The sequence below is a fragment of the Streptomyces sp. NPDC111516 genome (genome assembly GCF_055635345.1).
This window is the reverse complement of record NZ_JBVKBV010000009.1, coordinates 256,891-270,374: the sequence shown is the minus strand read 5'-3', so window position 1 is coordinate 270,374 and position 13,484 is coordinate 256,891. Positions and strand designations below refer to the sequence as shown.

Below are 13,484 nucleotides of genomic sequence, written 5' to 3'. Positions count from 1 at the left end.
CGCACAGCAGCACGGCTGCCGGCCCCGGCCCTTTGCAGGGTCGGGGCCGGCGGCCGTCGGAGGGGTTCAGCGTTCCGGAATGGGCTTCTTCGCGGGACAGTCCGGGCTGTCGGGGTTGCTGACCACGCACAGCGGGGCCTGCGTCATCTTGATGTAGTTTCCGCCGCCGGATATGGATGCCGTCATCAGTGGTGACAGGTCCTCGTCGACACCGCAGCCCGTGAATGCCGGGATATAGGTTTCACCACTCATGGTGCCGCCGCGGTTGACCGTGTATCCCGAGGGCGGATTCCCCGTACCGAACGCGTAAAGTGTCTGTTTGATCGGTTTGACCGTCCGGCAGTTGCGGCCCACGTCGAGGGGTTCGCCATTGACACGGACATCACTGATGGTGAGTTCGAAGTCGGCGGTGACGGTCGTGTCCTCCGGGATCCTGGGGTCGGAGTTGTGGCTGACGGACTTGATGAGGGCGGGCGGGCCCACCTGGGACAACACCATGGTCGCGGTGGTCGGCATGAATCCGTAGGTGAGGAATGTCCCCTGCGACGGAGGCAGTTGCCGAAGCCCGTTGTAGTCGAAGTCCGCCTCGCTGAGCACCGTGAAGGTGTCCGTGCACGGATCGGCGATGTACGTCTTCATCAGAACGACGTTCAGGTGTGCGGGCCCGAGCCGCGCCGCCGAGTCGAGTTTCTTGACGTTCGTGAACCCTGCCACATATGTCTCGGCCGGCGTGGGAATGGAAAACGGCGGGAAGGGGCACGGTTCAGGATCGGTGTCGCCCTCCGCCCTGGCCGCGCGACGGGCGTCATTCAGCTTCTCCCGCTGGCTGGGCGGGAGTTTCCCGGCGAGGTCGGGAAGGTCGGGGGGCGGCTCGACGGGTTTCTCCGCCGCTGGGCCGTCGATGGTGAAGGAGGCGAGCGTGCCGTCCGCTCCGTCCACGAGCCGGCAGGCGACGTCGATGCCGTCCGGTACGGCGGCCGAGCCGTCCTCTTTCAACGGGCTCAGGGCCAGCGTCAGGTCCGAGGCGGACAGGGTGGCGGTGCCGGGCGAACCGAACGCGGCCGTCGGGACCGCTCCCGCAGCCTTGAACTCGAGACCGTCCTGTCCGGCGATGTCCTGCGCAGGAGCCTCGAGTCCGGACCAGTCGGCGGTGGCGGACTCCTTCGACATGGCGTGCAAGACCTTCAGTTGCACGACGGCCGACACCGCTGTGGCGTCGAGCCCCGCCAACTCGTCCAGCGCGGCCTTCGGCAGGTCGACCTCCACCGTCACATCGCGGGGCTCCACCGGTCGGCCCACTCTGCCGCCTGCCGGAAATCGCCCCGAGACGACGGCCGTCATCGCATACGAACCTTCCGGGAATTGGCAGTTGTAGCCGAGGAATGTCTCCGCCCGTTGCGAATCGGCCGCCGAATCCGCGCCCGGAAGAAAGGTGGCCGCGACGACCAGGAGGCCACCTGCGGCAAATCGCGCGGGCTGGCGAGTTGTCCAGCGCACGTTGCCTGCCATGTCTCGATACCTCCGGGGCTCACATTCAGGACGGTACGGTACGCGCCGTCGTAACCGAGGGGAAGCAGTGAATCTTTAACGATTCACGAGGCACGACGACCGCTGCTCTTCTTGGCAATCCGTGACAATCGATGAGCGGGAAGCTGTCATTTCTTGAGTGTCGCGCGCGTCCCGGGGCACCGGCGCCACACCGGATGGCCCGGCCGTCACTGCTGTGGCCGGGCCATCCGCTCCAAGCGAGAGATCGAGCGGGTGGCCGGTCAGCTGTAGGTGATGACGGGCGAGACGCCGGAGGTGCTCTTGACGGTGTAGGTGCCCTTGAAGGTCGCCGTCGCACCGACGATTCCGCAGCCGGCGCCCACCTTGTTGCTGATGGTCAGTGTGCGCGGGCTGGTCGCGGCGGGCGCGACGGCGAGGGTGCCGTTGGCGCCCCCGGTGGTCGGGTTGTTGTACTCACTGTCCACCGAGCCCGTCACCACGAAGGTGCAGGGGCCGAGAACACTGGAACCCGTGACCGTGGCCTTGATGTTGTCGATGTAGCCCTTGGTCAGACCGGTCGCGTTGGCACCGGCACCCGCCGTGTAGCCACCCGGCGTATTGCCGTTGATCCGCCACGGGCCGTTGGCTACGGAGGTCTCGCTGGTGACGGTCCAGGTACTGCTGAACGGACCGGTGCACGGCGCGTTGAACGTGGCGGTGGTGATCTGGGCGAGCACCGGCCCGGCGACGGGCGAGGCGGGGGCGTTGCCATTGGCCGTGGCGGTGTTGCACTTGATCTGGTTTCCGACGTTGTCGGTGAGGATGGTCTGGCCGGCGGCGCCGGTGAAGTTGCCCGTCGGCGTGATGGTCCAGGCCGCGGTCGGACCGGCCATCGCCGAAGGAGCGGTCAGGGCGACCGCGGCGGCAGCGGCGGCCGCGGTCAGGATGCTCGTCTTCCTACGCATAGAACTTCTCCCTTTTCGTGTCCCGTTGCGGAATCAGTGGGATGCGACGCAGACGGAAAGGACTGTCACGACCCACCGTGGATTTTTCTTGGGGAGGTGCTCCCGCCGATGTGGCGAGCGGGTCACTGCTTTGCCGGAAATCTTTCGGACGCATCAAGTACGAGCGCGGCGCCTGCCGAGGCTGAGGAATCCTGGCTCTACCGTGCGGCGGAGTGCCAGTACCGCGAGAGCGCCTTGCCCTCGTCCGGTGCCAGGGACGCCGGGTCGTACGGGCTCGCGAAGTACGTCGCGGTGTTGTTCAGCACGACGTTGTTCCTGCCCGCCGCCGAAGGCAGGCTGGTCTTCAGGTTGACCGCCCAGTCCAGCAGGCCGGCGCCACAACCGCCGGCCCCCGGAACGGCGTAGCTGGAATCACCCTGGTCGGCGCCGTCGAAGGTGTAGCGCCCCATCTCACCCGCATCACTGGGCGTCCCGTCGCCGGCGAACTGCTGGAGCGAGAGGGAGGGGGCCGTCGTGTTCTGCGGCTTCAGCACGATCGGGTTCGACGTGGTCCCGATGTAGCACTTGTCTCCGAGGAACGGGTTCCGCAGGTGGATGCGGACCGGAATCGACAGGATCGGCTGGCCGGTGCCGAAGCTCGCGGCCATATTGAAGTCTCTCGGGGCACCGGCCGGCTCGATCGTGGCGGTCACCTTGTTGAGAGTGCTGTTGGTGATCTGGTTACAGATTCCCGAGACGACGGGGATACCGCTCGGGCACATGAGACCGAGCAGACCACCCGGCAGGTCCGCGGAGTCGGCGACGAGCGCACCCTCCGAGGGAGCGACCAGCGACGTGGTGCCGTCGCTGTGCTGGATCACTCCGAGCTGGAGGTCGGTGTTGCCGGTCGGCACCTGCGTATTGCCGAGCTTGATCGACCCGCCGGCCGAATGCGAGGAGATGCAGGTCGCGATGTTCGTCGCGCCATCGGCCGCCAGCATGGCGGGCACATCCACCGGGCACCGGTTGAACGGAGCCCAGTGCCCGTTCAGTTGAGTGGCCGCGGTGGCTGTTCCGGTGGAGAGCACGGCGACGAACGCGGTACAGGCTGACAGCAGCCCCACGCGCGCTCCGGTCGAAGCGATTCTCATGTCGTCCCCTCTTGACTTCCGCCCCGTTGGGCTGCGTCATGCATGGAGTTGGCCGGTTTCAACGCAGGCGGCATCGGGCGCCAAGAGTGACTGCATGCGTTGTGTGCGGAATTTCCTGCGGCACAGCTGCGTCGGTTGAACGCTGATGATCCGGTTTCGGTAGTACGTCGCCGGTGGATCCGGAGCCGGAAGACCGACAGTGATTTACCGGCGAATTGCATGCCTTAATTAGCCGAGCCGTGATGTTACTTGCGAGAAACACCGAGACACAATCCTGCTGGTTAAGATCTTTTGCGATACCCGGTTTTTGATCCAGAAATGAGCAGACGGATACCGAGGGCTTGTCAACGGATGCGCATTCAGAGGCACGGAGGGCATGCTCGCGGGGTGCGGGACACCCTCCCGCAGAGGGAAGCCCGACCGGCGGCGGCGCCCAGTCGTGGGGAACGCTCCACTCGGCGCCGCGACGACCCGGCCACGCACGCAGGTCGGCCGCATACGGTCCTCGCGCGGGCGCGACCGCACAACCGGGGAGTTCGCCCCAGGACGGCGTGAACACGGCGGACGCCATCGACCACCTCTCTGGCCGCCCGCCGACGCGCGTTCGCCGGCGCCGACCTTTTGTCGTCGAGAAACAAGCGGCCGAAATACATTGTCCGAAAGTGAGCACTGCCGCCCACCTGCACCGAAGTCCACACTGCGGCCGAGATGTGTGCCCCCTGCACTTCGATCTTGTACAAGTGGTGGGCAGAGCAGCTGACTTGGTCTATCTTCATCGCGAACTTGGTACGCACCTGCCGGTTGATGGGAGCGCTTTCCACCCCCCACCGCCTCACCCCCACCGGGCGCCGGAGAGCAAGGGGACAGTCATGCCAGGACTTATACAGCCGTCGGACACCGGAGACCCGCTGGGCCCGCTCCCGCAGGAATTCGCCGCAATCATGCGGCCCGAACTGCCGAGCCTCATCAAGGAAATCGGCGTCGAGGTCACCCGGGCCTATCCGGAATACGCGCGTCTGCTCAACGGGCCGAATGGTCAGGCCATTCGCGTCGGCGTGGAACAAAGCCTCGCGTCGTTCGTCGATCTGGTTGCTGAGCCCTCCACCTCCACCACGCTTCGCGACGACATGTGCCGTCGTTTCGGACGGTTCGAGGCCTATGAGGGCCGCACCATGGAAACGCTGCAGGGCGCCTACCGGCTCGGCGCCCGGGTGGCGCTGCGCCGGGCCAAGAAGGTCGGCCGGAGCTACAGCTTCTCGCCCACCCTGATGCTCAGCTTCGCCGACGCGCTGTTCGCCTACATCGACGAGCTGGAATCACTGTCCCGTGAGGGTTTCCTCGAGGTGCAGTCGCAGTCCGGCGAGCAGAGCGAGGCCTTGCGCCGGCGTCTGCTGCATCTGGTTCTCGCCGGGCGGCCGGTGCCCCGTACCGCCATCGCCGAGCTCTGCGAGCAGACCGGCTGGGCGCTGCCGGAGCAGGTGACCCTGGTCGCCGCCCGAGCGCCGGCCGGCCTGGACCGGGCCGGTCTGGACCGCGATGTCCTGGTCGATCTCAGTGATCCCCAGCCCCACTTACTCATTCCGGGGCCGCTCGACGACGCGCGAAGACAGATGCTCGAGCGCGCTCTTCTCGGCACCCGGGCCGCCATCGGACTGACCGTCCCCACAGCGCTCGCCTCGGATTCGATCCGCTGGGCCCGCCAGGTCCTCGAACTCATCGACGCCGGGATCATCACGGACGCGTCGCTCGTTCTGTGCGAGGACCACCTCATCACCCTGTGGCTCCTCTCCGACCCGGCCCTCCTCGATCAACTCGCGCGGCGCGAACTGGCCCCGATCGCGGGGATCAGCGCCAATCGGCGCGAGCGGCTGATCGAAACGCTCCGCGTCTGGCTCGAAACCAGAGGGACCGCAGCCCATATGGGAGAGCTGCTCGATGTGCATCCTCAGACCGTCCGCTACCGGATGCGCAATCTGGAGACCATCTTCGGTGAGCAACTCGTCGATCCCGAAAGCCGGTTCTCGACCGAGGCCGTACTACGGGCACTCCAGCTGCGTGGGCGCGGCACCGACGCGTAGCCGCAGCACGTGCGTCACGACGGGTCAACTTACCTACGGGTAAGGGAAAATACCCGGTCACTCCCAAACGGTTGCCACACGGAGACGTTCTCGACGAGAAACCCGGAACTGCGTCCCGTACACATGGAGGAGTCGGCCGCCCACCCGGCGGCCGTACCGACGTCCCACCTCCTGGCCAACCATCCGAGAGGGAACCCTCCCCATGACCGCGTCCCACCTCCTCGTCCCCGTGCCGATCCCCGACCGGGTCGCCGCACTGATCGGGTCCTGCATCCCGCCGCACATCCTGCAGGCGGAGTTCGACGCCGAGTGCGCCGCGCGCGAGGTCCGCAGCTTCCGCGGCCCGCGGCTCGGCATCGAGGACCAGGCCGACCGCGAGCAGGCGCTCTCCGAGCTGGCGCGCGCCAACAAGGTCCTCTCCGCCCACCACTCCCGGCTGGCGGTGCGCCCCGGCAGTTCCTGGTGACTCCCCACACCGACCTTGAACTGCGCTCCCGCGTCCTCCGCGAGGTCTTCGGCCGGATGAAGCAGCAGTTCCGCCCGGTGGCGGCGGGGCAGCTGAGGGCCCTGATCCGCTGGAAGATCACCCGCGACAGCGAGGTGGGTCAGCCGGCGACCGGGGCGCTCTCGCGCGTGATCCGGTACGCCCCGTAGGGATCGGCCGCGAAGGCGGGCGAGAGAATGTCGGGCAGTGGCGACGCTTGCGACGCGGCCGACTCGTGCGGGGCAGACGTCATGACGCTCCAGGGTCGTGAACGGGCAACGCCGCCAAGGTTATTGACCGGACGTCCACCTACGCACCCCCTGGGAGAACACCATGCCCGCCGGCCCGCGCCCGTCCGTCCTCTACGTCACCGACCTCGCCTACCAGGCTCGCGGGCGTCGCTACTGCGACGAGGACATCCATCTGACGTCGCGGCTGCGCGAGGAGTTCGATGTCGCGCTCTGTCACCCCCGGGACGCCGCCGCACTGCTCGACGGTTTCGACGCGGTCGTCGTACGCAACAGCGGTCCGGTGCTGCACTACCAGGAGGCGTACGACGCCTTCCGCGCGCGGGCGCGACAGCTCGGCGCACGGGTCTACAACCCGCTGCACGGCCGCGGCGACATGGCGGGCAAGCAGTATCTGGTCGATCTGAGCCGGGCCGGATTTCCGGTGATCCCCACGGTGGACCGGGCCGCGGACCTGGGGCTGCTGCCCGGGGCCCCGGAGTATGTGGTCAAGCCGAAGCTGGGGGCGGACTCGGTCGGACTGCGATTCGTACGGGAGGCCGCACTGCCGGAGGGTGCCGACGGCACGCTGCTCGTCCAGCCCCGGATCGACTTCCGCCACGAGGTGTCCTTCTACTTCGTCGACCGCGATTTCCAGTACGCGCTGTACGCACCGCACCCGGACGCGCGGTGGGCGCTGGAGCCGTACGCGCCGAGCGCGGCGGATCTGGAGTTCGCCCGGAAGTTCGTGGAATGGAACAGCCTCGACCACGGCATCCAACGGGTCGACGCCTGCCGGACGGCTCAGGGCGAACTACTGCTCGTGGAGCTGGAGGACCTCAATCCGTATCTCTCGCTGGACCGGGTGGCGGAGCCGGTACGGGAGGCGTTCGTGACCCGTATGAAGGCGTCCGTGCGGGATCTGCTGGCCTGACGCCCCGTCCGGCGGTCCCCCCGCATGCGGCAGCGGGGGGCCGGTGTGAGGGTGCAAGCGTGACTACTGCCAGCGAGACCGCCCCCGCCGCGCAGAGTGCCGCCGCGCCGCCCGTGCTCGATCCGCGCCGCCGGAACATCGTCTTCGCGACGATCGTGCTGGGGATTCTGCTGGCCGCCCTGGACCAGACGATCGTCGGCACCGCACTGCCGACGATCGTCTCGGACCTCGGCGGTGCGGCCCATATGTCGTGGGTGGTCACCGCGTATCTGCTGGCCGAGACGGTGGCGACGGTCCTGGTCGGCAAGTTCGGCGACCTGTTCGGCCGGAAGGTCATCTTCCAGCTGTCGGCGATCATCTTCATCACCGGCTCGTTCCTGTGCGGCTTCGCGACCAACATGACGCTGCTGATCGTCTGGCGCGGACTGCAGGGCATCGGCGCGGGCGGGCTGATGGTCACCTCGATGGCGTTGATCGCCGATGTGATCCCGTTGCGCGAGCGCGGCAAGTACCAGGGTGCGATCGGCGCGGTCTTCGGGGTGTCGACGGTGATCGGGCCGTTGCTCGGCGGGCTCTTCACCGACCATCTGAGCTGGCGCTGGGCGTTCTACGTCAATGTGCCGATCGCGATCGTGGTGGTCATCGCCGCCGCCCGGACGATCCCGTCGGTGAAGGCCGCCGGACGGCCGGTGATCGACTACCTGGGCATCGCGATGGTCACGGTCGGCGCGAGCGCCCTGATCCTGGCGACCAGCTGGGGCGGCAACGAGTACGCATGGGGGTTGCCCGTCATCCTCGGTCTCTTCGCGGGCGGCGCCGTGGCACTGGCCCTCTTCTGCCTGGTGGAGTTCCGGGCGGAGGAGCCCATGCTGCCGATGCGGCTGTTCCGGAACCCGGTGTTCACCGTCTGCTCGATCCTGAGCTTCATCGTGGGCTTCGCGATGCTCGGCGCGATGATCTTCCTGCCGACGTATCTGCAGTTCGTGGACGGGGATTCGGCGACCCTGTCGGGGGTGCGGACGCTGCCGATGGTCGTCGGGCTGCTGGTCGCCTCGGTCTTCAGCGGCAATGTGGTCTCCAAGACGGGCCAGTACCGGATGTTCCCCATCGTGGGCTCGCTGATCATGGCGGTGGGGCTGTTCCTGCTCTCCCGGATGGGTCCGGACAGCGGGGTGTGGCTGGAATCCCTCTACATGCTGGTGCTCGGTGTCGGCATCGGTCTGGCCATGCAGGTGCTGACGATCGCCGTGCAGAACACGGTCGACTACGCGGATCTCGGTACGGCGACCTCGGGTGTGACGTTCTTCCGTACGCTCGGAAGTTCCTTCGGCACCGCGGTCTTCGGCACGATCTACGCCAGCGCGCTGAAGCCGAACCTGTCCGACGGCATCGCCGCGGCGACGCGGGCGGGTGGCGACCCCGCGGTGCTGGCGAGGGCCGCGCAGAGCCCGGCGGGCCTGCACGGTCTGCCCGCCGCGCAGTCGGCGCCGCTGGCCCGGGCGTACGCCGACACGCTGCACACCGTGTTCCTGTGGACGGTGCCGGTCGCGATCCTGGGGTTCGTCGTGGCCCTCTTCCTGAAGCAGGTGAAGCTGCGGGACACGGCACGGGTCGGATCGACGGACATGGGCGAGGGCTTCGCCCAGCCCGGTGCCGGTGACTCGGCCAAGGTCCTGGAATTCGCCGTGGCCAAGATCCTGCACGGAGCGGGTCCCGATACGGCCCGGCGGATCGTCGCGGACTCGGACACCCGGCTGGACATGGCGGGGGCCTGGGCGGTGATGCAGGTGGAGCTGTTCACCCGCATGGTGGGCCATGCGGGTCTCGGCCTCATCGCGGCGCGGCACCGGATCCCGCCGGAGGTGCTGGTACCGGTCTTCGACCGGATGATCGAGGAGGGATATCTCACCGGCGACGGTCATCTGTTCACGCATACGGCCGCCGGGAGCCGGGAGGCCGCGGCGATCAACGACGCGTGGGCACGGTGGCTCAATGAACGGCTGGACGAGCACGGGGCCCGCCCCGACGACCGGCAGCTGCGGGCGGCGGTGGACCGGATCGCCAAGCAGCTCCTGGCGGAGGACCTGGCGCAGGAGCTCGCGCCGGAGAAGTCGCGGGTGGCAGGCGTGTGAATCGGGTGCCACCGCGCGGCGCGGTCAGTCGGCGAAGACCGCGGTCGCGTACACCCACGCGCCCTCGTACCGGACGAAGCGGCTCTTCTCGTGGAGCGATTCGGGCCGCCCGTTCTCCGTGCAGTGCGCGCGGAAGGTGACCGTGCCCGTGGTGTGGAACGCGCTGCCGTCGGTCTTCTCCAGGATCTCCAGGCGCACCCACCGCGTCCCGGGATCGAAGTCGACGGCGGGCGGCCGGGTGTCGGGGTGCCAGGTGCGGAGCAGATACGCCTCGTTCCGGACGGCGAACGCGGCGTACCGGGAGCGCATCAGCGCCTCGCAGGTCGGCGCGGCGAGGGTCCCGGCGTGCAGGCGGCCGCAGCAGTCCGCGTAGGCGGCGGGCAGGCCGCACGGGCACGGCGATTCCGCGGTGATCGTGGAAGGCCGCGCTCCGGCGCCGGCTGAGCGCCTCGGTCGTGTGGTGCGTCGTGACATGCGTTCATTGTCACCCGCGGTCCGGTCGGCTCAGCCGGGCGGGGTGAAGCGGCGCCGGTACTGGCTGGGGGTCAGTCCGGTGCGGCGGCGGAGCTGGGTCCGCAGATTCGTCGCCGTACCCAGTCCGCTGGCGCGGGCGACCACGTCGAGGCGGCTCTCGCCGCGTTCCATCAGCCGGCAGGCGAGGGTGATCCGGCGTTCGGTCAGCCAGCCGAGCGGGGTCGTGCCGAGCTGGGCGCGGAAGCGGCGGTGCAGGGTGGCCGGGCTGACGGCGGCGCGGCCGGCGAGACCGGTCACGGTGAGATCCGTGCCGAGTCGTTCCTCGGCCCACGTGAGGAGCGGGCCGAGCGAGGTGTCGGCGACGTCAGGCAGGGGGTGCTCGACGAACTGGCGCTGGCCGCCGTCGCGGTGCGCCGCGAAGACGAGGCGGCGGCTCACGGCGGCCGCGATCTCCGCGCCGTGGTCGGAGCGGATGATGTGGAGCCCGGCATCCAGGGCTGCGGCGCTGCCGGCGGCGGTGACCACCCGGCCGTCTGCGACGAACAGCACATCGGGGTCGAGGTGCACCCGCGGATGGCGGGCGGTGAAGGCGTCGGCCCAGCGCCAGTGGGTGGTGACCCGCCGCCCGTCCAGCACACCGGCGGCGGCCAGCGTGAACGTACCCGTACAGAAGCTGACCAGCCTCGCTCCCCGGGCGTCCGCGCGCCTGATCGCGTCGAGGACGGCCGGATCGGGTTCGGTCTCCGAGTCTGGGCGGTTCGGCACGATGACGGTGTCGGCCCGGTCGACGGCGTCCAGGCCGGCGACACCGGAGAGCTCGAAGAACCCTTGGTGCATGCGCACGGTCGAGGCCCCGGCGCAGAGCCCGAACGCGTACCAGGGCATGGGCAGCTCGGGCCGGCGCAGCCCGAAGAGTTCGGTGGCCACGCCCATTTCGAAGGGGTTGGAGCCGGCGGAGACGATCATTGCGACCCGGTGCGAGGATTCTTGCGCCATATGCGATTCCTAGCACTCACGGAGGGTGGGAGCCAAGGCCGAGGATGGGGATCATGAGCGATGACACGACGAAGACCGCGCCCGACCCGATCCTGCTCAGCGATGCGCTGAAGACGTTCGAGGCACTGTGGAGCCCACGGATCGTGACCCGCGTCAACGACTACGACGTGCGGATCTCGAAAGTCCGCGGCGAGCATGTGTGGCACGTCCACGAGGACACCGACGAGTTCTTTCTGGTGCTCGACGGTACGCTGGACATCCGGCTGCGCGAGACGGACGGGGAACGTACCGTCACCCTCCATACCGGCGCCGTGTTCGTCGTGCCGCGCGGGACGTGGCACAAGCCGTCGGCCGTCGGCGGTGCCTCGGTGCTGTTCTTCGAGCCGTCCGGTACGCCGTCGGTGGGCGACCGGCACGACGAGGTCCCCGAGCACGTGGATGTGACGACCGGCCACGCCCTGGTGAGCTGAACGCACCGTTGAACCAACGGGGTTGACCCTGTGACGGGGCGTGGCCGGGCGGTCAGGCCTTGCGGGCCACGCCCGCGTAGCCCGGGATCGGCTCGTCGCCGGCGACGTCCACGGGCTCGCCGAGTTCCGGGTGCCAGTCCGCGGAGAGCGAGACACCCGGCTCGACGAGTTCGAGTCCGTCGAAGAACGTGGTGAATTCGGCATGGGAACGGAGGCGCAGCGTCATCCCGCGGGCCTTGTACAGGGCGGACGCCTTCGCCGCACTCTCCAGGTCGAAGTCCCCCGTGGTGTGCGAGAGCACCAGATAGCTGCCGGAGGAGAGCCGCTCCACCAGGCGGTCGACGAGTTCGGCCGCGCCGTCCTCGTCGTCCACGAAGTGCAGCAGGGCCAGCAGCGACAGCGCGATCGGCTTGTCGAAGTCGAGGACTTCGCCGGCCTGCTCCAGGATGATCTCCGGCTTGCGGGCATCGGCCTGGATGTACTCGGTGGCGCCCTGCGGGGTGGAGCGCAGCAGGGCCGCGGCGTGGGCGAGGACGATCGGGTCGTTGTCGCAGTACACGATGCGGGAGTCCGGGGCGGTCCGCTGGGCGATCTGGTGAAGGTTCGGTTCGGTGGGTATGCCGGTGCCGATGTCGAGGAACTGGCGGATGCCCTTCTCCGCCAGCCACCGGGTGGCCCGGTGCATGAAGGCCCGGTTGACCCGGGCCATGTCGCGTCCCCTGGCGTCGAGAGCCAGCAGTTGCCGGGCCATCTGTTCGTCGACCGGGTAGTTGTCCTTGCCGCCGAGGAACCAGTCGTACATCCGGGCGGGATGCGGCTTGCTGGTGTCGATCTCGATGGCTTGAGGGTCTTGCCCGGTCATAGCGCGCTCCATGGGTTCATAGGCCGGCGAACAACAAAAGTGTGGGGCGGGACGGGCTCCGGCGGTGCGGATTTGGGCGAGAAGACCGTCGATTCGGGTCGGAGGGCTGCTGATTCGGCCGATGGGCAGCTGGATCAGGTCAGAAGGAAGTCCGCCTGGCCGGACTTGGCGCCCTGGATGAACGCGGCGATCTCACGCGGGGAGTAGATCAGGGCGGGGCCGTCGGGATCGGCGGACTGGCGTACGGCGACCCTGCCGTCGGACAGCTTCATGGCTTCGACGCAATTGCCTCCGTTCCCACCGCTCCACGGCTTGGACCAGCCCTCGGAGCCGAGTTCGGCGGCAGGCATGCCGTTGTATATGGGATCCATCACAGCTCCTTGCGGAAGTCCCGGAGGATTTCCTTCGTGCGTTGTGCAGTTGCGGCCTGAGCCGCCATGCGGTCCATGACTTCGAGGTAGGAGGCCACCTCGGGGCGCGCGTCGAAGTAGACGGCTCCGGTCAGGTACTCGCTGTAGACCATGTCGGGGAGTTCGGGGATGCCGAAGCGGAAGAGCACGAAGGGGCCGTAGGTGCCGGGGTGGTGGCCGGTGGAGAATTCGGCGATCTGCAGCGTCACATGGGGCATTTCGGTCGCTTCGAGAAGCCGGTCGATCTGTCCGCGCATGGTGTCGGCGCTGCCGACGGGACGGCGCAGCACCGTCTCGTCCATCACCACCCACAGTCTCGGGGCGTCCGGGCCGGCCAGCAGGGACTGACGCTGCATCCGCAGCGCCACGTGGCGTTCGATGTCCTCGGGCCTGGTCTGGCCGACGGCTCCGGTGCGCATCACCGAGCGTGCGTAGTCCTCGGTCTGCAGCAGTCCGGGGACGAAGTGCGGCTCATACATGCGCAGGAGGCTCGCGGCGCCCTCCAGGCTGACGTACATGCTGAACCAGTCGGGCAGCACATCGTGGTAGCGCTGCCACCAGCCGGGTCTATTGGCCTCCTCGGCGAGCTCCACGAAGGCGTCGGCCTCGTCGTCGGCGATCCCGTACGCCTTCAGCAGCAGCTGGACATAGGGGATCTTGAGAGCGACCTCGGCGGTCTCCATCCTGCGTATCGTCGCAGGTGCGACACGCAGCACCTTGGCAGCCTGGTCACGGCTCAGGCCGACGCGCTCCCGCAGATCCTGCAGGCGCTTGCCGAGAACGACCTGACCCACGGTCGGGGCGGACCGCGGTTCGCTCACTTCAGACCTCCCG

At 68.3% G+C, this 13,484-nt stretch carries 13 protein-coding genes and 1 pseudogene; 6 read left to right on the top strand and 8 right to left on the bottom strand.

Going from position 1 to position 13,484, the window contains the following annotated elements:
- Positions 1–66: 66 nt before the first annotated feature.
- From ACZ7L9_RS19900 to ACZ7L9_RS19890, 3 genes are all read right to left on the bottom strand, one after another.
- A complete protein-coding gene (locus tag ACZ7L9_RS19900) occupies positions 67–1,509 on the bottom strand; it encodes a DUF6801 domain-containing protein (RefSeq protein ID WP_471416453.1) in 1,443 nt (480 codons plus the stop codon).
- A 260-nt stretch (positions 1,510–1,769) separates the two neighbouring features.
- Positions 1,770–2,453 (bottom strand): hypothetical protein, encoded by a 684-nt coding sequence (locus ACZ7L9_RS19895; RefSeq protein ID WP_471416452.1) that lies wholly within the window; start codon positions 2,451–2,453, stop codon positions 1,770–1,772.
- A gap of 197 nt (positions 2,454–2,650) precedes the next feature.
- On the bottom strand, positions 2,651–3,583 hold the full coding sequence (locus ACZ7L9_RS19890; RefSeq protein ID WP_471416451.1) for a hypothetical protein: 933 nt from the start codon (positions 3,581–3,583) through the stop codon (positions 2,651–2,653).
- An 869-nt stretch (positions 3,584–4,452) separates the two neighbouring features.
- On the opposite strand from ACZ7L9_RS19890, the gene ACZ7L9_RS19885 reads away from it, so the two are divergent.
- The 5 genes and pseudogenes from ACZ7L9_RS19885 (at position 4,453) to ACZ7L9_RS19865 (ending at position 9,438) form a co-directional block, all read left to right on the top strand.
- The gene (locus ACZ7L9_RS19885) at positions 4,453–5,661 is read left to right on the top strand and encodes a PucR-like N-terminal domain-containing protein (protein ID WP_471416450.1); all 1,209 of its coding nucleotides are present in this window, start codon (positions 4,453–4,455) and stop codon (positions 5,659–5,661) included.
- Positions 5,662–5,863: 202 nt separating this feature from the next.
- Positions 5,864–6,127: a hypothetical protein gene (locus ACZ7L9_RS19880; protein WP_471416449.1), complete on the top strand. Its 264-nt coding sequence runs from the start codon at positions 5,864–5,866 to the stop codon at positions 6,125–6,127.
- Positions 6,128–6,144: 17 nt separating this feature from the next.
- A pseudogene (locus tag ACZ7L9_RS19875) lies at positions 6,145–6,261 on the top strand (SCP2 sterol-binding domain-containing protein); the annotation flags it as partial.
- Between the two features lie 217 nt (positions 6,262–6,478).
- Positions 6,479–7,306 (top strand): ATP-grasp domain-containing protein, encoded by an 828-nt coding sequence (locus ACZ7L9_RS19870; protein WP_471416448.1) that lies wholly within the window; start codon positions 6,479–6,481, stop codon positions 7,304–7,306.
- A 59-nt stretch (positions 7,307–7,365) separates the two neighbouring features.
- Complete coding sequence (locus ACZ7L9_RS19865) at positions 7,366–9,438, top strand: MDR family MFS transporter (protein ID WP_471416447.1); 2,073 nt, start codon at positions 7,366–7,368, stop codon at positions 9,436–9,438.
- A gap of 24 nt (positions 9,439–9,462) precedes the next feature.
- Here ACZ7L9_RS19865 and ACZ7L9_RS19860 read toward each other — a convergent pair whose 3' ends face one another.
- Complete coding sequence (locus ACZ7L9_RS19860) at positions 9,463–9,912, bottom strand: YchJ family protein (RefSeq protein ID WP_471416446.1); 450 nt, start codon at positions 9,910–9,912, stop codon at positions 9,463–9,465.
- Between the two features lie 30 nt (positions 9,913–9,942).
- Positions 9,943–10,908, bottom strand: coding sequence for a GlxA family transcriptional regulator (locus ACZ7L9_RS19855; protein WP_471416445.1), 966 nt, complete (start codon positions 10,906–10,908; stop codon positions 9,943–9,945).
- 53 nt (positions 10,909–10,961) lie between these two features.
- On the opposite strand from ACZ7L9_RS19855, the gene ACZ7L9_RS19850 reads away from it, so the two are divergent.
- A complete protein-coding gene (locus ACZ7L9_RS19850) occupies positions 10,962–11,378 on the top strand; it encodes a cupin domain-containing protein (RefSeq protein WP_471416444.1) in 417 nt (138 codons plus the stop codon).
- A gap of 52 nt (positions 11,379–11,430) precedes the next feature.
- Here the strand turns inward: ACZ7L9_RS19850 and ACZ7L9_RS19845 are convergent, their stop codons facing one another.
- The 3 genes from ACZ7L9_RS19845 to ACZ7L9_RS19835 form a co-directional block, all read right to left on the bottom strand.
- Positions 11,431–12,240 (bottom strand): SAM-dependent methyltransferase, encoded by an 810-nt coding sequence (locus ACZ7L9_RS19845; protein ID WP_471416443.1) that lies wholly within the window; start codon positions 12,238–12,240, stop codon positions 11,431–11,433.
- Positions 12,241–12,374: 134 nt separating this feature from the next.
- Positions 12,375–12,611 (bottom strand): DUF397 domain-containing protein, encoded by a 237-nt coding sequence (locus tag ACZ7L9_RS19840; protein WP_471416442.1) that lies wholly within the window; start codon positions 12,609–12,611, stop codon positions 12,375–12,377.
- The gene (locus ACZ7L9_RS19835; protein ID WP_471416441.1) at positions 12,611–13,471 is read right to left on the bottom strand and encodes a helix-turn-helix domain-containing protein; all 861 of its coding nucleotides are present in this window, start codon (positions 13,469–13,471) and stop codon (positions 12,611–12,613) included. The genes ACZ7L9_RS19840 and ACZ7L9_RS19835 overlap by 1 nt, the downstream gene beginning before the upstream one ends.
- Positions 13,472–13,484: the final 13 nt, after the last annotated feature.

Coding starts and splice junctions, on each gene's coding strand:
- ACZ7L9_RS19900 (WP_471416453.1), bottom strand. CDS start 1,509: ATGGCAGGCAACGTGCGCTGGACAACTCGCCAGCCCGCGCGATTTGCC.
- ACZ7L9_RS19895 (WP_471416452.1), bottom strand. CDS start 2,453: ATGCGTAGGAAGACGAGCATCCTGACCGCGGCCGCCGCTGCCGCCGCG.
- ACZ7L9_RS19890 (WP_471416451.1), bottom strand. CDS start 3,583: ATGAGAATCGCTTCGACCGGAGCGCGCGTGGGGCTGCTGTCAGCCTGT.
- ACZ7L9_RS19885 (WP_471416450.1), top strand. CDS start 4,453: ATGCCAGGACTTATACAGCCGTCGGACACCGGAGACCCGCTGGGCCCG.
- ACZ7L9_RS19880 (WP_471416449.1), top strand. CDS start 5,864: ATGACCGCGTCCCACCTCCTCGTCCCCGTGCCGATCCCCGACCGGGTC.
- ACZ7L9_RS19870 (WP_471416448.1), top strand. CDS start 6,479: ATGCCCGCCGGCCCGCGCCCGTCCGTCCTCTACGTCACCGACCTCGCC.
- ACZ7L9_RS19860 (WP_471416446.1), bottom strand. CDS start 9,912: ATGTCACGACGCACCACACGACCGAGGCGCTCAGCCGGCGCCGGAGCG.
- ACZ7L9_RS19855 (WP_471416445.1), bottom strand. CDS start 10,908: ATGGCGCAAGAATCCTCGCACCGGGTCGCAATGATCGTCTCCGCCGGC.
- ACZ7L9_RS19850 (WP_471416444.1), top strand. CDS start 10,962: ATGAGCGATGACACGACGAAGACCGCGCCCGACCCGATCCTGCTCAGC.
- ACZ7L9_RS19845 (WP_471416443.1), bottom strand. CDS start 12,240: ATGACCGGGCAAGACCCTCAAGCCATCGAGATCGACACCAGCAAGCCG.
- ACZ7L9_RS19840 (WP_471416442.1), bottom strand. CDS start 12,611: ATGGATCCCATATACAACGGCATGCCTGCCGCCGAACTCGGCTCCGAG.